The organism is Mycobacterium sp. ITM-2016-00317 (genome assembly GCF_002968295.1).
Lineage (GTDB): Bacteria > Actinomycetota > Actinomycetes > Mycobacteriales > Mycobacteriaceae > Mycobacterium.
The window spans coordinates 4,201,350-4,219,905 of record NZ_CP134399.1; the positions used below are offsets into that span (position 1 = coordinate 4,201,350).

Below are 18,556 nucleotides of genomic sequence, written 5' to 3' on the forward strand. Positions count from 1 at the left end.
GGATTACTGCAGGCCCGGAGTGGCGAAGACGAACAGCGCCATGAAGGCCAGGTTGATGAAGTAGGCCGCCTCGACCAGACCAACCGTGATGAAGAACGGCGTGAACAGCCGGCCCTGTGCCTCGGGCTGGCGGGCGATGCCGGAGATCAGGGCGTTACCGGCGATACCGTCACCGATACCCGCACCGATCGCGCCGCCGCCCATGATCAGACCGCCGCCGATCAGCGCACCAGCCGTGATGATGGCGTTGGGGTCGATTTCCATTCTCTTATCCTCCTTGATAACTGGGGGCGGTGCCGCCAGAGTTCGTGATCGTTGGTCGTAGGGACTTAGCGGTTGGTGAGTCGGTGTCGCGCTTGGTGGTCGTCGCTCTCAGTGTTCGTCGTCGTGGTCCAGTTCCATCGACTGGCTGAAGTACAGGATCGTCAGCAGCGAGAAGATGAAGGCCTGAATCAGGCCGACGAACAAGTCGAACGTCTTCCACACGGCGTTCGGGAACCACTGGATGTACCAGGGGAACATCGCGATCAGCGCCACCAGGATGCCGCCCGCGAAGATGTTGCCGAAAAGTCGCAGTGCCAGCGAGATGGGCTTCGCAAGCTCCTCGACGATGTTGATCGGCGCGAGGAACGCGACGTGGCCCTTCACGACCTTGATCGGGTGGCCGATGATGCCGCGACGCCAGATACCCGCGGCGTGGTAGCAGATGAACACGAACAGGGCCAGCGCGAGCACGAAGTTGATGTCGGAGGCCGGCGGCTTGTAGAGCTCGCCCGCGGCGCCGTCGGAACCGCCGTACTGCCACGGCAGCACCGCAAGCCAGTTGGAGATCAGGATGAAGACGAAGATCGCGACCGACAGCGGCAGCACGAACGGCGCCACCTTCATGCCGATCGAGCCTTCGATCTGCTGGCGCATCTGAATCGTCAGGGCTTCCCAGAACAACTGCACGCCGCCGGGCACACCCGTCGCGGTGACCTTGGACTTCAGGTAGAACGCCAGTGCGATGACGATCAGGCCCGTGACCGCGGTGGCCAGAATCGTGTCGCCGTTGAACGTCATGCCGAACAGCTCGAACACCATCGTGTGATGCCCGACGTGGATGGCGGCGCCACCTTCCTCTGCGGCGAGGATGGATTCGGTCATCGTCCCTGTCTTCTCTCCATTGAGTCCAGCCGGTTCATGTAGCTCAGATCAATCCTTCGAATCCGTGTCGAGCACGTTGAGTCCGTCGCGGCGGATCTTCTTCATCACCGGGATGCTCGTGCTCAGCACGAGCAGTGCCTGGAAAATCGCCAGCCCGAACAGCACGGCGAGCCCGCCGTGCTGACGGAACACGAACGCGACGGTGAGGGCGATGGCGGTGATGACCAGCAGCCGGGTGGCCGAGTTCACCGCCATCTTCTTCTTGAGGGGGTGTTCCTCGGCGGTGATGGACTCGACGGCCCGACGCACCAGCAGGGCGTTGACCAGTCCCAGACCGAGGCCGACACCGAAGAATGCGCCGAAGAGGATGTTGCCGGTGAATCCTGAGGCCAGCAGCGCGACCGCGGTCAGCGCGAGGCATACGATCAGCAGACGGACGGGACGGAAAGCAACGGACGGGAACACCAACGGCGCGTCTTGCGCAGGCGTCGTCACTGCTTCACCTCAATCCGGCGGTCGTCGAGCATCGATGGGGTCTTCCCGCGGTTCCTGTGCGTGGCGCCCGTAGCGTATCGGAGGGCGTCGGGCGCGCTGGAATCACCCAAGGGGTTGCTCCCTGTTTCTGTCGAAATGTGGTCTGATTGTCGTTCGTCATGCCAGTCCGAGCGATGCTCTGATCGATGCCATCGAACCGCTCGGAGGCCGGCAACCCGGGAGGTCTTTCGGGTTCTCATGAAACCCTAACACATGGTGAGGGCCCTAAAAGAGGCCCTACTACTTTTTGTCGTACATCCCGTCCGGTGCTTCGTTCCGGCGTCCCAGCAACGGGATCAGCGTCACCACGATGGCGATCACGACCGCGCCCGCCATCACCGCTCCGGTGTGCCGGGGATCGAAGAAGATCGTGCTCGCGGCGCCCAGTGCGGCGATGCCCACCCACAAGTAGATGAGCAGCACGACGCGCCGATGGGAGTGGCCGATCTCGAGCAGCCGGTGGTGCAGGTGCATCTTGTCGGGGCTGAACGGACTCAGGCCCTTGCGGGTGCGCCGGATGATGGCCAGCAGCATGTCCAGCGCGGGCACCAGCACCACCGCCACCACCAGCAGGAACGGTGACAGCAGCGCGAACACGTCGCGGGCGCCGTAGGCGGTCTGCGAGATGGGGCCTGCGGCGGTGGTCGACGCGGCGGCCAGCATCAGCCCGATCAGCATCGAGCCGGAGTCACCCATGAAGATCCGCGCCTTGTGGAAGTTGTGCGGCAGGAACCCCAGACAGGCCCCGGCGAGCACCACCGAGATCACCGCAGGCGGATAGAACAGCACGTCGCCGCCGTGGTCGCGGAGCAGCCCGACCGAGAACATGCAGATCGCCGATGCGGTGATCAGGCCGAGACCGGCCGCCAGCCCGTCGAGGCCGTCGACGAAGTTCATCGCGTTGACCAGCGCGACGGTGAACGCCAGCGTCAGCAGGATGGATGCGACCTGGTCGAGCACGATGGTGCCGACGCCGCCGATCGGGATGTAGAGCACGCTCCAGGCCACGCCCATGGTCACCAGCACGCTGGCGGCGGTGATCTGGCCGGCGAACTTGGTCAGCGCGTCGAGTCCCCACCGGTCGTCGATGAGGCCGACCACCATGATCAGCCCGCCGGCGACGACGACCGCGGGGATCCCCGACGAGTACACGAAGCCGCGGGTCAGGGCGGGCAGCTGCGAGGCCAGCAGCACGGCGGCGACGACGCCGATGTACATCGCCAGGCCGCCCATGCGCGGGATCGGCTGCAGGTGCACGTCGCGTTCCCGGGGGTAGGCCACCGCTCCCCAGCGGGTCGCGAGCACCCGTACCCATCCGGTGGCCAGGTAGGTGATGATCGCCGCGGTCAGCCCGACCAGCGCGAGTTCGCGCAGCGGGACCCCGGCCCCGCGGTCGGAGAGCGCCAGGAGGCTCTCCCCTGCCTGCGCGACGGTCTCGGTCGCTGAACCCAGGTGCACGGAATTCCAGCTCAATCCGGGAGCGGGCTGAGGGTCGAGGCGTCGACACCCAGGACGTCGGCGATCGCCGCGGTCGTCACCGGGCCCTCCCGCAGCACCCTCGGATGCGCGCCGGTGAGGTCGACGATGGTGGACGCGGCCTGCTGCTGGGCGGGACCGCCGTCGAGGTAGACCTCCACGAGGTCGCCGAGCTGCTCCTGAGCCTGCGCGGCGGTGACGGCGGCGGGCCGGCCGGAGATGTTGGCGCTGGACACCGCCATCGGGCCGACCTCGCGCAGCAGATCGATGGCCACGGGGTGCAGCGGCATCCGCAGCATCACGGTGCCGTTCGCGTCGCCGAGGTCCCACTGCAGCGACGGCGCCTGGTGGACCACCAGGCTCAGCGCGCCGGGCCAGAACGCGCGGATCAGTTCCTTGGCGCTGTTGGGCACCGAGTACACCAGCCCCTGGATGGTGTGCCAGGAACCGACGAGCACCGGCACGGGCATGTTCCTGCCACGGCCCTTGGCCGCCAGCAGCGCCGCGACCGCCTCGCCGTCGAACGCGTCGGCGCCGATCCCGTAGACGGTGTCGGTCGGCATCACGACCAGGCGCCCGCCCTTGAGTGCGCTGACCGCCGACGCGATACCGGTCTCGCGCTGTGCCGGATCCGTGCAGTCGAACATCTCGGTCATTTGCGATCCGCCTTCGCTTCTCGCTGGGTCACGGGAATCAGCCTCTCACCCGGCCCGCACCGCGGTCACGAAGCGTGGCCGGCCGGTGAGGTCGTGTCGGGCGGTGACGTCGACGAATCGGCCGGACCCGGTGAACGCCGCGACGGTGCGCTCCGAGGTGGTGTCGTCGTGCTCGACCGCGCAGCGCCCGCCGGGGCGCAACAGGCGGGCCGCCACCTCGACGATCCGGTCGATCACCACCATTCCGTCCGGGCCGCCGAACAACGCGTGGGCCGGATCGTGCTCGGCCACCTCGGGTTCGAGCCGCGCGTCGGCCGGGATGTAGGGCGGGTTGGCGACGAGCAGGTCGGCGGTGCCGTCGAGTTCGGCGAGCACGTCATCGGCGGTGACGTCGGCGCGCAGCACCGTCACCGGCGTGCCTTCGGTGTTGCGCCGCGCGTAGGCGAGCGCGGCGTCGGAGTCGTCGACCGCGGTGACGGTCGCGGCCGGGAACCCGGCGGACAGCGCCAGCGCCAGCGCCGCCGACCCGGTGCACAGGTCGACGATCCGGGGGCGCTCCGGAAGCCGTTGCGCCAGAGCCCATTCCAGTAGAGCCTCGGTTTCGGGGCGCGGGATGAACACGCCGGGACCGACGTGCACGGTGACGGGTCCGAACGCCGCGGTGCCGGTCAGGTGTTGCAGCGGCACGCGTTCGGCTCGGCGGGCCACCAGGGCACCGAAGCGCGCGGCGAAGCCGTCGTCGGGGCTGACGAACGCGACCCGGCCGCGCTGGGTTCCCGCCACGTGCGCGGCCAGCAGTTCCGCGTCGACCCGCGGCGACCCGACACCGGCCGAGGCCAGCACCTCGGCGGCGTCGTCGATCAGCTGACGCATCGTCACCGGCCGGTCGGCTAGGTTCACGTGTTCTGCAACCGCGCTTGCCTGTCCGCCGCGGCCAGCGCGTCGAACAGCGGGTCGAGGTCGCCGTCGAGCACCTGGTCGAGGTTGTGGGCCTTGTAGTTGATCCGGTGGTCGGCGATCCGGTTCTCCGGATAGTTGTACGTGCGGATCCGCTCGCTGCGGTCGACGGTGCGGATCTGGCTGGCCCGGTCCGCCGACGCGTCGGCCTGCGCCTGCTCCTCCTGGAGCGCCTGCAGCCGCGCGGCCAGCACCTGCATGGCCCGCGCCTTGTTCTGCAGCTGGGACCGCTCGTTCTGGCAGGTCACGACGATGCCGGTGGGTAGATGGGTGATGCGCACCGCGGAGTCGGTGGTGTTGACGCCCTGGCCGCCCTTGCCCGACGAGCGGTACACGTCGATGCGCAGATCGGACTCGTCGATCTGGACCTGTTCGACTTCCTCGGGCTCGGGGTAGACCAGCACCCCGGCGGCCGAGGTGTGCACCCGTCCCTGCGATTCGGTGACGGGGACCCGCTGCACGCGGTGCACGCCGCCTTCGAACTTCAGCCGCGACCACACCCCGTCGGCCGAATCACCCTTGCTGGCGATCGACAGCGTCGCGTCCTTGTAGCCGCCGAGATCGGAGGTGGTCTCCCCCAGCATCGTGACCGTCCAGCCGTGCCGCTCGGCGTAGCGGATGTACATCCGGGCCAGGTCCGCGGCGAACAGCGCGGATTCCTCCCCGCCCTCGCCGGACTTGACCTCCAGCACGATGTCGTCGGCGTCATGCGGATCACGCGGGGCCAGCAGGTCGGTCAGCGCGGTGTCCAGCTCGGTCACCTTGGCGCTGAGTTCGTCGACCTCGGCGGCGAAGGAGGAGTCGTCGGCCGCGAGTTCGCGCGCCGCCTCCAGGTCACCGCGGGCGGTCTCGAGCTTGCGGTAGGTCGCGACGATCGGCGACACCTGGGCGAACCGCCGGCCCACCTTGCGGGCGGTGGCCGCGTCGGCATGCAGCTCAGGATCGGAAAGGCGCTGTTCCAGCTCGGCATACTCGGCGAGAATCGCCTCGATCGCCGGTGCGGCCTCGGTCATCTCGCCTCCTCAACTGTCCTGTGTCTACCCCGGTGCGCGAAACGGCGCCCGGCCTGTGCCTGAGCAACAGAGCGGGCGCCGTTCGGACGGCTACTTGTCGGCAGTCGTCTTGCGCTTGCCGTAGCGCTTCTCGAAACGTGCGACGCGGCCGCCACTGTCGAGGATCTTCTGCTTGCCGGTGTAGAACGGGTGGCACTGCGAGCAGACCTCGACAGTGATGTTCCCACTCTGCTTGGTGCTGCGGGTGGTGAAGCTCGCACCACAACCACACAGCACGGTGGTCTCGACGTAGTCAGGATGAATGCCTGATTTCATGGTTTCCTCTTCGATCGTGGGGTCCGGGTCGCCCTTCCCGTACCGGGAGGCTGCGGCGTGAACCGGAACCGAGGTGACGGCGGTAAATTATGCCAGTTCAACCGCCAGCAGCCTAAACGCCCGTTCGGGGCTCGCTATTCCTGAGCCACGGTCAGGTAGGTCTTGCCATCGCGGCGCCACAGCGTCCGGCCCGCCGGTTCGGTCCCCATCGCGACGAGTTCCCGCTTGAGCACCTTGTTGGTCGCGGTGCTGGGCAGGTCCTCGGCGATCCACACATGGCGCGGCCAGGCCTTCGGCGACAGGTCCGGCTGGGCTTCCAGGAACCGGGCGAACTCGTCCGGGGTCAGCGTCGCGTCGTCCTGCAACACGATCGCGGCCATCACCTGGTCGCCGACGAATTCGTCGGGCACCGGGTAGACCGCCACCATGCTCAGCGCCGGCAGCCTGATCAGGATCCGCTCGATCGGCGCGGAGGTCATGTTCTCGCCGTCCACCCGCATCCAGTCGGCGGTGCGGCCTGCGAGGTAGATCCAGCCGTCGGCGTCGCGGTAGGCCAGGTCGCCGGACCAGAACATGCCGTGACGCATCCGGTCATCGGTGGCGTCGGGGTCGTTGTAGTAGCCCGCGAACATGCCCGCGCCCTGGGTGTTGACCAGCTCCCCGACCGCGTCGTCGGCGTTGCGCAGCGCGCCGTGTTCGTCGAACTGGGCGACCGCGCACTCGGTCAGCGTCTCGGAGTGGTAGATGGCCACCCCGGGGAAGCCCTTGCCGATGGAGCCGGGCGGGCAGCCGTCCTCGCGGGTGACCGTCACCGCGTTCTCGGTGGAGCCGAAGCCGTCCCAGACCTGGCACCCGAACCGGCGGGAGAACTCGGCGATGTCCCGGTCGGTGGCCTCGTTGCCGAACGCGACCCGCAGCGCGTTGTCGACGTCGTCGGGCCGTTCCGGCCGGGCCAGGATGTAGGCCAGCGGCTTGCCGACGTAGTTCATGTACGTCACGCCGTAGCGGCGCACGTCGGCGAGGAAGCGCGACGCGCTGAACTGCGCGGGCGCCATCGCGGCGCCGGCGTTGACCGCGACCGCCCAGCCGGCGAGCACCGCGTTGCTGTGGAACAGCGGCATGGACAGGTAGCAGACGTCGTCGGGGCCCAGCTGGTAGCGGCCGACCAGCGCAGCGCCGGCCAGCAGCACCATCGCGTGCATCATCTTCACGGCTTTCGGGTCGCCGCTGGTGCCGGAGGTGAAGATCAGCATGAAGGTGTCGGTGGCGGTGACCTCCCGGTGCGGGGTCAGGGCCCCGGCCTGCGCGGTGAGCTCCGTCCACTGCGGGGTGCCCACCTCGAACACGCGTACCCCGGCCAGGTCCACACCGTCGAGAAGGGCCCGGTGGGCGCCGTCGGTGAGCAGGAACTGGCAGTCGGCCCGGCGGATGTCGCGGGCCAGCGCCTGGCCGCGGCGGGTGTTGTTGATGCCGCACACGACGTAGCCGCCGAGTCCCGCCGCGGCGATTGCGGTCAGCATGTCGGGGGTGTTGCCGAGCAGCACCCCGACGTGCAGCGGGCGGTCCGGGTCCGCGGCGCCGATCAGCGCGGCTGCCTGGGCGGCAGCCTGGTCGAGGTGCTCCCGCCAGGTCCAGGTACGCCCCTCGTAGGTCACCGCGACGCCGTCGCTGTCCATGCGCTCCCGCAGTAGCTGCTGCACCGTCTCGGTCAACGCGCCCCACCCTCCCCCACGTGATGAACAGATCGAAAGAGTTGTCTACTGCCGCACCGCGCGAAGCGTACCTCAGCCCTGGCGGTCGCTTCGTTTGCGAAGATATGCCGATGGACGTGGGGGCCGACGCCAAACCAGAGCCCGATTCCGCGGCCGGGGCCGAGCCCCGGACAGTTCGGGACCGGCTCATCGATGCCGCCGAACAGTGCCTGACCGCCAAGGGGATTCGCGCCACCACCGTGTCCGAGGTCGCCGAGGCGGCCGGCATCAGCCGCGGTTGGCTCTACCGCCATTTCCCGGACAAGAACGAGCTTCTCGGTGCCGCGATCGTGCGGCTCAACGACGCGTTCTGGACCGAGTCCCGGGCGCGCCTGGACCAGGTGACAGGGCTGGACCAGCAGATTGCCGTGGGCGTGGAGTTGGCGCGCCGGGAGTCCGAGACGCCGGGCGCGCTCGTCCTCAAGCTGCGCCAGGAGGAGCCGGAGGCGTTCACCGCGTGCGCCGGCCTCGGTGTCCGCGGCCTCATCCCCGAGATCGCCGCGTTCTGGGTGCCCTATGTCGAGGCCGCGGTCGAGCGCGGCGAAATCCACCAGGCGACCGACTGCGCGGAGGCCGCGGAGTGGATCGCCCGGATCATGATGAGCCTGGCCACGGTGCCCGGCGAGCAGTGCGACGTCGACGATCACGATTCGGTGCTGCGCCACGCACGGCGCTACCTCGTCGCGGCGCTGCGCAGCGATCCGTCCGCCGGCTGACCTATCGACGCGGCCCGTCGGCCGGTTCCCGCCCGGTCATGAGCAGAAGCAGCGCGCTGATCGGCGCGGCCACTTCGCGACCTTCGCCGACGTCGAATCCGGCGTCGGTGGCCATCAGCCGGGTGCCGGCGAGGCGCTGCTGAGCCCGGAACGGAGATCCCGTCGTCCAGACCCGGTGGGCGGCCGCGACCGCGGCGTCAGCGGGCATCGGACGTGTGATGCCGAGAGGGATGCAGATGTCCTGCGCGTGGACCAGCACGTCGATCAACGGCTCCAGCGCTGTCGTCCCCGGGGGATGGCGCCGGCTGCCTGCGACGGCCCGCAGATTCGCCGCGATCTCGGCGGGCGATCTGGCGTCGGTGACCGCCATCCGGTTCACCACGGCGTCGAGTCGGAAGCCGCTGCGCGCCGCCTCCAGCAGCATGCGGGGCAGCCCGATCGTGGAATGAGTCAGGTGTGCGGCGACGTTCCGGATCGACCAGCCGGCACACAGCGACGGCCTGTCCCAGACGTCCGGGTCCCGAGCGTCGATCGTGTCGATGAGTTCGGCGATCTCGTGACGCTGGGCGGCGATGTGGCGCCAGACGGTCTCGTGGTCCACGATCGCCTCCCGGCCGCGTCGAGCAGGAATGCCGGAAGCATTTGGGCGAAAAGGCTTCCGACGACCGGTGAGTCGGTGTGGTCGGGCAGGCCGGGCGCGACCACACCGCGTCACTCAGTCGTGGTCGGTGCCACCGGGGGTGTTCTTCGAGACCTGCACCAGGAACTCGTAGTTGGTCTTCGTCTTGCGCAGCTGGCTCATCAGCAGGTCGATGGCCTGGTGCGGGTCCAGCCCGGACAGCACCCGGCGCAGCTTGTGCACGACCGCGAACTCGTCGGGTGAGAGCAGCAGCTCGTCCTTACGGGTACCCGATGGGTTGACGTCGACCGCGGGGAACACCCGGCGCTCGGCGATCTTGCGGTCGAGCTTGAGCTCGGCGTTACCGGTGCCCTTGAACTCCTCGAAGATCACCGTGTCACCGGTGGAGCCGGTCTCGACCATCGCCGTGGCGATGATCGTCAGCGAGCCGCCCTCCTCGATGTTGCGGGCCGCGCCGAGGAAGCGCTTCGGCGGGTACAGCGCGGTGGAGTCCACACCACCGGACAGGATGCGACCCGAAGCCGGGGACGCGTTGTTGTACGCGCGGCCCAGACGGGTGATCGAGTCGAGCAGCACGACGACGTCCTTGCCCTGCTCGACGAGCCTCTTGGCCCGTTCGATGGCGAGCTCGGCGGCCTGCGTGTGATCTGACGGCGGCCGGTCGAAGGTGGAGGCGATGACCTCTCCCTTGACCGAACGCTGCATGTCGGTCACCTCTTCGGGCCGCTCGTCGACGAGCACGACCATCAGATGGCATTCGGGGTTGTTGCGGGTGATCGCGTTCGCGATGTCCTGCATGATCGTGGTCTTACCGGCCTTGGGCGGCGACACGATCAGCGCGCGCTGCCCCTTGCCGATCGGCATGATCAGGTCGATCACCCGGGTGGTCAGCTTGTCGGAGCTGGTCTCCAGCCGCAGCCGCTGGTTCGGGTACAGCGGGGTGAGCTTCTGGAACTCGGGCCGCTTCCGGGCTTCGTCCACGGGCTTGCCGTTGACGGTGTCGAGGCGCACCAGCGGGTTGAACTTCTGCCGCGGGTTCTTGTCGCTGTTACCAGCGTCGGTGTCCCGGGGGACGCGCACGGCGCCGGTCACCGCGTCACCGCGGCGCAGGCCGTTCTTGCGGACCATGTTCATGGACACGTACACGTCGTTGGGACCCGCGAGGTATCCCGAGGTGCGCACGAACGCGTAGTTGTCGAGCACGTCGAGGATGCCCGCGACCGGCTGCACCACGTCGTCTTCGCGCAGTTCGGTGTCGCGCTCGCCGCCGCCACCACCGCCGTCGCCGCCACGCTCGCGGCGCTTGCGGTCGCGGAACCGGCGGCCACGCCGGCCCTGGCGGCCGTCACCGTCGTCGTCGTTGTCCGCGGCGGGGCCGCGGCCACGGTTCTGACCGCCCTGGTGCTCGCCACCGTCGGAACGGTTGTCCGAGTCGGAGTCCGACCGCGAACCCTGGCCGGTGTTCTGCTTGTCCCTGCCGTCGCGGTTGTCCCGGTTGTCGCGGCCGCCCTGCTGGTCGCGCTGGGCGTTCCTGCGGCCCTCCGCCTGGCCGGACTCCGCCTGCGCGGCGGACTTGTCCTGCTCCTTGGCGGGCCGGTCCTTGGCGGGCTGGTCCTTGGCGGGCTGGTCCTGATCCTTGGCGCTCTGGTCCTGGTCCTTGGCGGGCTGCTCTTTGGCGGGCTGGCCCTGGTCCTTGGCGGGCTGCTCGGGGGCCTGGTCCTGGTCCTCGATGCTCGTCTGCTCGCCGGCGCTCGGGCCGCCCTGCTGACGCGAGGAGCCGCGGCGCTCACGGCGCCGGGTCTGCGGCTGCGCTTCGGCAGCCTGCTCGGGCGCGGCCTCGCCGGCACCCTGGTCGGCCGGCGCCGGGGCGGCCTGGACGGCGCTCTCGCCGACGGTGCCGTTCTTGGTCTCGGACTTGCCGTTGGCCTCGCCGCGCCGCTCGCGGATGGCCGCGATCAGTTCGCTCTTGCGCATGCCGGAGGCGCCTTCGACGCCGATCTCCTTGGCCATTGCCCGAAGTTCGGGCAGAACCAGGCTGGTGAGAGCGCCACGCCGGGCGCGAGCAGCCGCCGGGGCGTCACCCGCGGCAGGGGCTGCCTGGGAAGACGAAGCGTCTGCGCTCACGGTGTTGGGCAGCTCGCCGCTGTCGGAGCCGCCAGCCGTGATGAGGTCCGTATCAGTCACGGATTTCCTTTCTTCCCTCGATGATCAGGTCACGCGAGGGTTCAGTGCGTTCAGCCGATCCGCTGAACGCCGAGGTCACACCACTGCCACCGCAACGGTGATCCCAGGTCTCGCCGGCAAACGGCGAAACGTCAGTCCACAAAATTGAACACCTGAAAGAAGAGTCGTCCTAGTGTCGGCGCAGGTGAAGACGCTGCGATTGCTGGACGAAAGCGAGAATAACCTGCATCCGGCATGGAAGCAAGAAACCCCATGATCCGCATGTTGCGCCTGTTACTCCCGATCAGGGCGTCAATCTAATTGTGCGCTGCGACGGCGGAGGTCCACGTCACGCCGCGTCCGGCCGACATCTTCTTGATCTCGAAACCGTGGTCGGCGCCGTACCGGAGGGCCGGCGCAGGAAGCTCGGCTGCGGTGCTCAAGGCGAGCACACTCGGCCCAGCGCCTGACAGCACTCCTGCCACTCCGCAACGCCGCAGCACCGCGAGGTATTCCGCCGACGCGGGCATCGCGGCGGCGCGCTGAGGCTGGTGCAGCACGTCCTCGGTCGCAGGCATCAGTAGGTCGGGCCGCTCGGTGAGCGCGACGACCAGCAGCGCCGACCGGCTCAGGTTGAAGCGGGCGTCGGTGTGGCGGACCTGCTCGGGTAGCAGCACCCGGGTCTCCGCGGTCGACGAGCGAACCTGCGGGACGGCCGCGAACAACGTGATGTCCGGGTGCAGCCGGATCGGGGCCGCGGCGTACCGGGGCTCCCCGGCGCCGGCCTCGGTCCAGGAGACGACCGCGCCACCGAGCACCGCGGCGGCCGCGTTGTCCGGGTGTCCTTCGAATTCCGACGACACCTGCACCAACCGCTCCTGCGACATCGGTGCGCAATTCGCTTGTGCGGCAATTCCATTGGCGGCAGCCAGGCCGCCGACCACGGCAGCGGCCGACGAACCCAGTCCGCGGGAATGCGGGATGTCGTTGCGGCAGCGGACGATCAGACCGGGAGCCGAGACCCCCGTCTCGCGCAGCCCGCGTTCGATGGCCTGCACCACCAGGTGCGAGGCGTCCAGCGGAACCTGGCCCGCACCCTCCCCCTCGACCTCGACGACCAGGCCCGATTCCGTTGTCTCGACCACGATTTCGTCGTAGAGGCCCAGGGCCACGCCCATGCTGTCGAAGCCGGGGCCGAGGTTGGCGCTGGATGCGGCGACCACGGCGGTGGCCGTCAGGCCGGGCTGCAGTGTGCGGGTCACGGTCAACGAATTCCTAGACCAGCCCGAGTTTGGCGACCACGGCGACCGGGTCCACCGGCACCGGGATGACCGCGGGCATGCCCTTGAGCGCGGTGTCGGGGTCCTTGAGCCCGTTGCCGGTGACGGTGCACACGACCGTGGAACCCTTGGCGACCCAGCCGTCTTCGATGGACTTGAGCAGTCCGGCGATGCTCGCCGCCGATGCGGGCTCGACGAACACACCTTCGGTGCGGGCGACGAGGTGGTAGGCCGCCAGGATCTCCTCGTCGGTGGCGGCCAGGAACCGTCCCCCGGACTGCTGCTGGGCCTCGACGGCCGAGTTCCACGATGCGGGCGACCCGATCCGGATCGCGGTCGCGATCGTCTCGGGATCGCTGACCGGCTCCCCGAGCACCAGCGGTGCGGCGCCGGCGGCCTGCGTGCCGAGCATCCGGGGCAACTGCGCGGCCAGCCCGTCCCGGTGGTACTCGGTGTAGCCCTTCCAGTAGGCCGTGATGTTGCCCGCGTTGCCGACCGGCAGCGCATGCACATCGGGGGCGTCACCGAGCGCGTCCACGATCTCGAATGCGGCGGTCTTCTGCCCTTCGATGCGGAACGGGTTGACCGAGTTGACAAGCGAGACCGTCGGGAAATCGGAGGTCAACTTGCGGGCCAGTTCCAGGCAGTCGTCGAAGTTGCCGTCGATCTGGATGATCTTGGCGCCGTGCATGACGGCCTGGGCCAGTTTGCCCATCGCGATCTTGCCCTGCGGCACCAGCACGGCGCAGGTGATCCCGGCCCGCGCGGCGTAGGCGGCAGCCGAGGCGGAGGTGTTGCCCGTCGAGGCACACAGCACCGCCTGCTGTCCGCGTGAGACTGCCTCGGTGACCGCCATCGTCATGCCGCGGTCCTTGAAGGAGCCGGTCGGGTTGAGCCCCTCGACCTTCAGATGCACTGTGCAGCCGGTGTATTCGGACAGCCGCGGGGCGGGCAGCAGCGGGGTGCCGCCCTCCCGCAGCGTGATCGGCGTCCAGCTGTCCTCGACGGGCAGCCGGTCACGATAGGCCTCGATCAGGCCCGGCCAGGGCTGGTGCACGGCACGGGTGGTGCTCACTCTGTGGTCCCTTCCATCCGCAGGACGCTGTTGATGTTCTGAACGACTTCCAGATCACCCAGCGCGGCAACGGTTTCCGACAATGCGGCATCGGTGGCCTCGTGGGTCACCACGACGATGCGCGCACCGCAGCGCTGACCGCCCTCGTCGACCATGCCTTCCTGGCGCACCTCGGCGATGCTGACTTCACGCTTGCTGAACTCGGCCGCCACCGCCGAGAGCACGCCCGGCCGGTCGGCGACGTTCATGTTGACGTAGTAGCGCGTCGGGATGACGCCGATCGGGGCGATCGGCAGCTTGGCGTACTTGGACTCCCGCGGACCGCGGCCGCCCTGCACGCGGTTGCGCGCCGCCATGACCAGGTCACCCAGCACAGCCGAGGCGGTCGGCGAACCGCCCGCGCCCTGCCCGTAGAACATCAGGCGCCCGGCGGCCTCGGCCTCGACGACCACAGCGTTGAACGCGCCGTTGACCGAGGCCAACGGATGCTCCAGCGGGACCAGCGCAGGATAGACCCGGGCGGAGACCTTCTGCTTGCCCTTACCGGTGGTGAGCCGCTCACAGATCGCCAGCAGCTTGATCGTGCAGCCGAGAGAACGCGCCGAGACGAAGTCGGCCGCGGTGACCTTGGTGATGCCTTCGCGGTAGACGTCGTCGGCGGTGACCCGGGTGTGGAACGCGATCGAGGCCAGGATCGCCGCCTTGGCCGCGGCGTCGTAACCCTCGACGTCGGCCGTCGGGTCCGCCTCGGCGTACCCGAGCGCGGACGCGTCCGCGAGGGCCGAGGTGTAGTCGGCGCCGGTGCTGTCCATCTCGGAGAGGATGTAGTTGGTCGTGCCGTTGACGATTCCGGCCACGCGCAGCACGGTGTCACCGGCCAGCGACTGGGTGAGCGGGCGGATGACCGGGATGGCACCAGCGACCGCGGCCTCGAAGTACAGGTCCACGTGGGCGTGCTCGGCGGCCTCCGCCAACTTGCCCGCCGACACGGCCATCAGCGCCTTGTTGGCGGTGACGACCGATTTGCCCTGCTCGAGGGCGGCGAGGATGGCCTTGCGCGCCGGTTCGACCGGGCCCATCAGTTCGACGACGATGTCGACGTCGTCGCGCGAGACGAGCTCTTCGACGTTGTCGGTCAGCATCTCCACCGGGACGCCGCGGTCGGCGGCCACCCGCCGGACCCCGATGCCGCGGATCGCCAGCGGTGCACCGATCCGGGCGGTCAGGTCGGCCGCGCTCTCCTCGATGATGCGCACCACTTCGCTGCCCACATTGCCCAGCCCCAGTACGGCCACGCCGATTTCGTCACTCACCGCTTCACCTCACTCACTTCCAGACTCAAGAGATCGTCGACCGTCTCCCGGCGCAGGATCAGGCGTGCCCGCCCGTCGCGCACGGCCACCACGGCCGGCCGATCAGGTTGTAGCGGCTCGACATCGAATAGCAGTATGCGCCGGTGGCCGCGACGCCGAGCAGATCCCCCGGTGTCACGTCGCCGGACAGCCATGCATCGCGCACCACGATGTCGCCGCTCTCACAGTGCTTGCCCACCACCCGGGACAGCGTCGGCTCCGTGTCGCTGGTCCGCGACACCAGCCGGACGTCGTACTCGGCGTCGTAGAGGGAGGTCCTGATGTTGTCGCTCATCCCGCCGTCGACGCTGACGTAGCGGCGGCTGCGGTCGGCGGCCACGGCGACGTCCTTGACGGTGCCGACCTCGTAGAGGGTGATCGTGCCGGGGCCCGCGATGGCGCGCCCGGGTTCGACCACCAGCCGGGGTGCGGGCAGCCCGACAGCGGCGGACTCCTCGCGAACGATCGACTGGAGTTTCGCGGCCAGATCGGCCATCGGCGGCGGGTCGTCCTGCGGGAGGTAGGAGATGCCCAGTCCCCCACCGAGGTCGACGATGTCCATCTGGGAGGTCTTGTCGACGCCGAACTCGGCGACCACGTCTCGCAGCAGCCCGATCACCCGGCGGGCGGCCAGCTCGAAGCCGGCGACGTCGAAGATCTGGGAGCCGATGTGGCTGTGCAGGCCCACCAGGCGCAGGTTGTCGGTCTCGAACACCCGGCGCACCGCGGCCATCGCCGCGCCGCTGGCCAGCGACAGACCGAATTTCTGGTCCTCGTGTGCGGTGGAGATGAATTCGTGGGTGTGCGCCTCGACGCCGACGGTGACCCGCACCAGCACGTCCTGCACCACCCCGGCGGCACCGGCGATCGCGTCGAGCCGCTCGATCTCGATGTCGGAGTCCAGCACGATGTGACCGACCCCGGCCTTGACCGCCGCGGTCAACTCGGCGACGGATTTGTTGTTGCCGTGCACCGTGATCCGTTCCGGCGGGAATCCGGCGTGCAGGGCGACCGCGAGCTCTCCCCGGTCGCCACGTCCAGCGACAACCCCTCTTCGTGGACCCACCGCGCGATCTCGGTGCACAGGAAGGCTTTCGCCGCGTAGTGGACGAACTCACCGCCGCCGAACGCTGCCGAGATGTCCCGGCAGCGGGCCCGGAAGTCGGCCTCGTCGATGACGAACACCGGCGTCCCGAACTCCGCGGCGATGTCGGTCAGCGGCACACCGGCGATCGAGACGACTCCGTCGTCACCGCGAACAGCGTTCTGGGGCCAGACGTTCGGGGCCAGCGCGAGGACGTCGGCAGCCGCTTCGGGGCGACCCGGGACCGGTGCCGGGTGGCCCTCTTCTGCATGTCGCTGCCCGGCAGGGTGGGCGATCACATCCGCTCCGGAGCGCTGACGCCGAGGATGGCGAGTCCGTTGGCGATGACCTGGCGCGTGGCCGCGCACAGCGCCAGCCGCGCCGCGTGCAGATCGCCGGGTTCCTCGTCGCCCTGCGGCAGCACCCGGCAGGAGTCGTAGAAGCGGTGGTAGTCGCCTGCCAGGTCCTCGAGGTAGCGCGAGACCCGGTGCGGTTCACGCAGACTCGCGGCGGTCTGCAGGACGCGCGGGAACTCGCCGATATTGCGGATCAGCGTGCCCTCTTTGTCGTGGGTCAGCAGATCCAGGTGCGCGGTGTCGGGTGCGACGCCGAGTTCGGCGGCGTTGCGGGCCAGCGCCGAGAGCCGCGCGTGCGCGTACTGCACGTAGTAGACCGGGTTCTCGTTGGACGCCGAGGACCACAGCTCAAGGTCGATGTCGATCGGGCTGTCGACCGAGCTGCGGATCAGCGCGTACCGGGCGGCGTCGACACCGATGGCGTCGACGAGATCGTCGAGTGTGATGACCGTCCCGGCGCGCTTGCTCATCCGGACCGGCTGACCGTCGCGGACCAGGTTGACCATCTGCCCGATGAGCACCTCGACGGTGTCGGGGTCGTCGCCGAGGGCGGCCGCGGCGGCCTTGAGCCGGGCGATGTAGCCGTGGTGGTCGGCGCCGAGCATGTAGATGCACAGGTCGAACCCGCGCTTGCGCTTGTCCAGGAAGTAGGCGAGGTCACCGGCGATGTAGGCGGGGTTGCCGTCACTCTTGATGACGACGCGGTCCTTGTCGTCGCCGAAGTCGGTGGTGCGCAGCCAGACTGCGCCGTCCTTCTCGTAGATGCTGCCGGTCTCGCGCAGTTTGGCGATGGCCTGGTCGACGCGTCCGGAGGTGTGCATCGAGTCTTCGTGGGTGTAGACGTCGAAGTCGGTGCCGAACTCGTGCAGCGATTCCTTGATGTGGTCGAACATCAGGTTCACGCCGATGGCCCGGAACGTCTCGTGCATGTCGGCCTCGGGCAGCTGCAGCGCGCCGGGCTCCTTGGCCAGCACCTGGGCGGCGATGTCGGCGATGTAGTCGCCGGCGTAGCCGTCCTCGGGGGCCGGTTCGCCCTTGGCGGCGGCGATCAGCGAGTTGGTGAACCGGTCGATCTGCGCGCCGTGGTCGTTGAAGTAGTACTCGCGGGTGACCTCGGCGCCCTGGGTGCTCAGCAGCCGGCCCAGCGCGTCACCGACCGCGGCCCACCGGGTGCCGCCGATGTGGATGGGGCCGGTCGGGTTGGCCGAGACGAACTCCAGGTTGACCTTCTTGCCGCCCAGCGCGGCGGAATGGCCGTAGCCGGGACCGGCCGAGATGACATTGCCGACGATGACGTTCTGCGCGGACGCCTCGATGCGCAGGTTGACGAATCCCGGGCCTGCGACGTCGGCGGCGGCGATGCCGTCCTGCGCGGCCAGCGCGGTGGCCAGCCAGCCCGCCAGCTCGCGCGGGTTCGCGCCGACCTTCTTGCCGAGTTGCAACGCCAGGTTGGTGGCGTAGTCACCGTGCTCGGGATTACGCGGGCGTTCGACGGTGACGGTTGCGGGCAGCGCGGCGGAGTCGAGGCCGTGCTCGGCCAGCACCGCGGCAGCGGTGGCCTTGAGCAGCTCGGCCAGATCGGCGGGGGTCACGAGGAACCATCCTATGGTCTGGGCTGTTCACGACCGAATCCGTTTCCGGTCCCGGCATGCGCTACGCTATCCACGCCCAACGGCGCAGCTGCACAGCACGCGCCCCCGTAGCTCAGGGGATAGAGCGTCTGCCTCCGGAGCAGAAGGCCGCAGGTTCGAATCCTGCCGGGGGCACCCATCACACCAGGTGAATGTTCTACATCTGATACCCAGCGGGTGAAATCGGGTTTTCGGTCACCGCATTCGTTTGCCGTGTTCACCGCCCGTGTGTGCGGCAGCCTTCGGCCGCGGCCCCGAATAACCCCTCAGGCTTGCGGCCGGGTAACCAGGAGCGGGAACGCCGCTGACGCCAGTCTTTGCACCAGCATTTGCACGCCGGCAAGCGGAATACCGGCGATTGCCTCTTCGAATTGCGGCACGTGATGCCAAACGAGTCACGGCACCGTCGAG

The 18,556-nt window shown here is 68.9% G+C and carries 16 protein-coding genes, 1 tRNA gene and 1 pseudogene; 2 read left to right on the top strand and 16 right to left on the bottom strand.

Translation table 11 applies throughout. From position 1 onward, the window contains the following. Positions 1–3: 3 nt before the first annotated feature. The 9 genes from C6A87_RS20005 to fadD1 form a co-directional block, all read right to left on the bottom strand. On the bottom strand, positions 4–258 hold the full coding sequence (locus C6A87_RS20005; RefSeq protein WP_163924093.1) for a F0F1 ATP synthase subunit C: 255 nt from the start codon (positions 256–258) through the stop codon (positions 4–6). 114 nt (positions 259–372) lie between these two features. After that, complete coding sequence (atpB, locus tag C6A87_RS20010) at positions 373–1,146, bottom strand: F0F1 ATP synthase subunit A (RefSeq protein WP_311113856.1); 774 nt, start codon at positions 1,144–1,146, stop codon at positions 373–375. A 48-nt stretch (positions 1,147–1,194) separates the two neighbouring features. Then, entirely contained in the window at positions 1,195–1,641 is a 447-nt protein-coding gene (locus tag C6A87_RS20015) for an ATP synthase subunit I (protein ID WP_311113857.1), read from the bottom strand. A gap of 279 nt (positions 1,642–1,920) precedes the next feature. Beyond that, entirely contained in the window at positions 1,921–3,138 is a 1,218-nt protein-coding gene (locus tag C6A87_RS20020; protein ID WP_311113858.1) for an MraY family glycosyltransferase, read from the bottom strand. 11 nt (positions 3,139–3,149) lie between these two features. Further along, positions 3,150–3,812 carry an L-threonylcarbamoyladenylate synthase gene (locus C6A87_RS20025; RefSeq protein ID WP_311113859.1) on the bottom strand — a complete coding sequence of 221 codons (663 nt, stop codon included), beginning with the start codon at positions 3,810–3,812 and terminating at the stop codon, positions 3,150–3,152. Positions 3,813–3,857: 45 nt separating this feature from the next. Continuing rightward, on the bottom strand, positions 3,858–4,685 hold the full coding sequence (prmC, locus tag C6A87_RS20030) for a peptide chain release factor N(5)-glutamine methyltransferase (RefSeq protein ID WP_311118011.1): 828 nt from the start codon (positions 4,683–4,685) through the stop codon (positions 3,858–3,860). Between the two features lie 23 nt (positions 4,686–4,708). Then, on the bottom strand, positions 4,709–5,782 hold the full coding sequence (prfA, locus tag C6A87_RS20035) for a peptide chain release factor 1 (RefSeq protein ID WP_311113860.1): 1,074 nt from the start codon (positions 5,780–5,782) through the stop codon (positions 4,709–4,711). A gap of 90 nt (positions 5,783–5,872) precedes the next feature. After that, a complete protein-coding gene (gene rpmE / locus C6A87_RS20040; RefSeq protein ID WP_311113861.1) occupies positions 5,873–6,097 on the bottom strand; it encodes a 50S ribosomal protein L31 in 225 nt (74 codons plus the stop codon). A 134-nt stretch (positions 6,098–6,231) separates the two neighbouring features. After that, complete coding sequence (gene fadD1, locus C6A87_RS20045; RefSeq protein ID WP_311113862.1) at positions 6,232–7,809, bottom strand: fatty-acid--CoA ligase FadD1; 1,578 nt, start codon at positions 7,807–7,809, stop codon at positions 6,232–6,234. 110 nt (positions 7,810–7,919) lie between these two features. Between fadD1 and C6A87_RS20050 the strand changes: the two genes are divergently transcribed. Continuing rightward, positions 7,920–8,564 carry a helix-turn-helix domain-containing protein gene (locus tag C6A87_RS20050; protein WP_311113863.1) on the top strand — a complete coding sequence of 215 codons (645 nt, stop codon included), beginning with the start codon at positions 7,920–7,922 and terminating at the stop codon, positions 8,562–8,564. Position 8,565: 1 nt separating this feature from the next. On the opposite strand, the gene C6A87_RS20055 is transcribed toward C6A87_RS20050, so the two are convergent. The 7 genes and pseudogenes from C6A87_RS20055 to argS all read right to left on the bottom strand — a co-directional run bounded on the left by C6A87_RS20055 (position 8,566) and on the right by argS (position 18,106). Beyond that, positions 8,566–9,165 (bottom strand): maleylpyruvate isomerase family mycothiol-dependent enzyme, encoded by a 600-nt coding sequence (locus C6A87_RS20055; RefSeq protein WP_311113864.1) that lies wholly within the window; start codon positions 9,163–9,165, stop codon positions 8,566–8,568. Between the two features lie 114 nt (positions 9,166–9,279). Then, positions 9,280–11,388 carry a transcription termination factor Rho gene (rho, locus tag C6A87_RS20060; RefSeq protein ID WP_311113865.1) on the bottom strand — a complete coding sequence of 703 codons (2,109 nt, stop codon included), beginning with the start codon at positions 11,386–11,388 and terminating at the stop codon, positions 9,280–9,282. Between the two features lie 296 nt (positions 11,389–11,684). After that, positions 11,685–12,629 (bottom strand): homoserine kinase, encoded by a 945-nt coding sequence (thrB, locus tag C6A87_RS20065; protein ID WP_311113866.1) that lies wholly within the window; start codon positions 12,627–12,629, stop codon positions 11,685–11,687. Between the two features lie 13 nt (positions 12,630–12,642). Beyond that, the gene (gene thrC / locus C6A87_RS20070) at positions 12,643–13,722 is read right to left on the bottom strand and encodes a threonine synthase (RefSeq protein WP_311113867.1); all 1,080 of its coding nucleotides are present in this window, start codon (positions 13,720–13,722) and stop codon (positions 12,643–12,645) included. Then, positions 13,719–15,035: a homoserine dehydrogenase gene (locus tag C6A87_RS20075; RefSeq protein ID WP_311113868.1), complete on the bottom strand. Its 1,317-nt coding sequence runs from the start codon at positions 15,033–15,035 to the stop codon at positions 13,719–13,721. Before C6A87_RS20075 ends, thrC begins: the two co-directional genes overlap by 4 nt. Continuing rightward, positions 15,032–16,364, bottom strand: a pseudogene (gene lysA / locus C6A87_RS20080) (diaminopimelate decarboxylase). Before lysA ends, C6A87_RS20075 begins: the two are co-directional and overlap by 4 nt. An 89-nt stretch (positions 16,365–16,453) precedes the next feature. Next, the gene (argS, locus tag C6A87_RS20085) at positions 16,454–18,106 is read right to left on the bottom strand and encodes an arginine--tRNA ligase (protein ID WP_311113869.1); all 1,653 of its coding nucleotides are present in this window, start codon (positions 18,104–18,106) and stop codon (positions 16,454–16,456) included. Between the two features lie 101 nt (positions 18,107–18,207). Between argS and C6A87_RS20090 the strand changes: the two genes are divergently transcribed. After that, positions 18,208–18,280, top strand: a tRNA-Arg gene (locus tag C6A87_RS20090). Positions 18,281–18,556 lie beyond the last annotated feature (276 nt).

Coding starts and splice junctions, on each gene's coding strand:
- prmC (WP_311118011.1), bottom strand. CDS start 4,685: ATGCGTCAGCTGATCGACGACGCCGCCGAGGTGCTGGCCTCGGCCGGT.
- atpB (WP_311113856.1), bottom strand. CDS start 1,146: ATGACCGAATCCATCCTCGCCGCAGAGGAAGGTGGCGCCGCCATCCAC.
- prfA (WP_311113860.1), bottom strand. CDS start 5,782: ATGACCGAGGCCGCACCGGCGATCGAGGCGATTCTCGCCGAGTATGCC.
- C6A87_RS20050 (WP_311113863.1), top strand. CDS start 7,920: ATGGACGTGGGGGCCGACGCCAAACCAGAGCCCGATTCCGCGGCCGGG.
- C6A87_RS20025 (WP_311113859.1), bottom strand. CDS start 3,812: ATGACCGAGATGTTCGACTGCACGGATCCGGCACAGCGCGAGACCGGT.
- rpmE (WP_311113861.1), bottom strand. CDS start 6,097: ATGAAATCAGGCATTCATCCTGACTACGTCGAGACCACCGTGCTGTGT.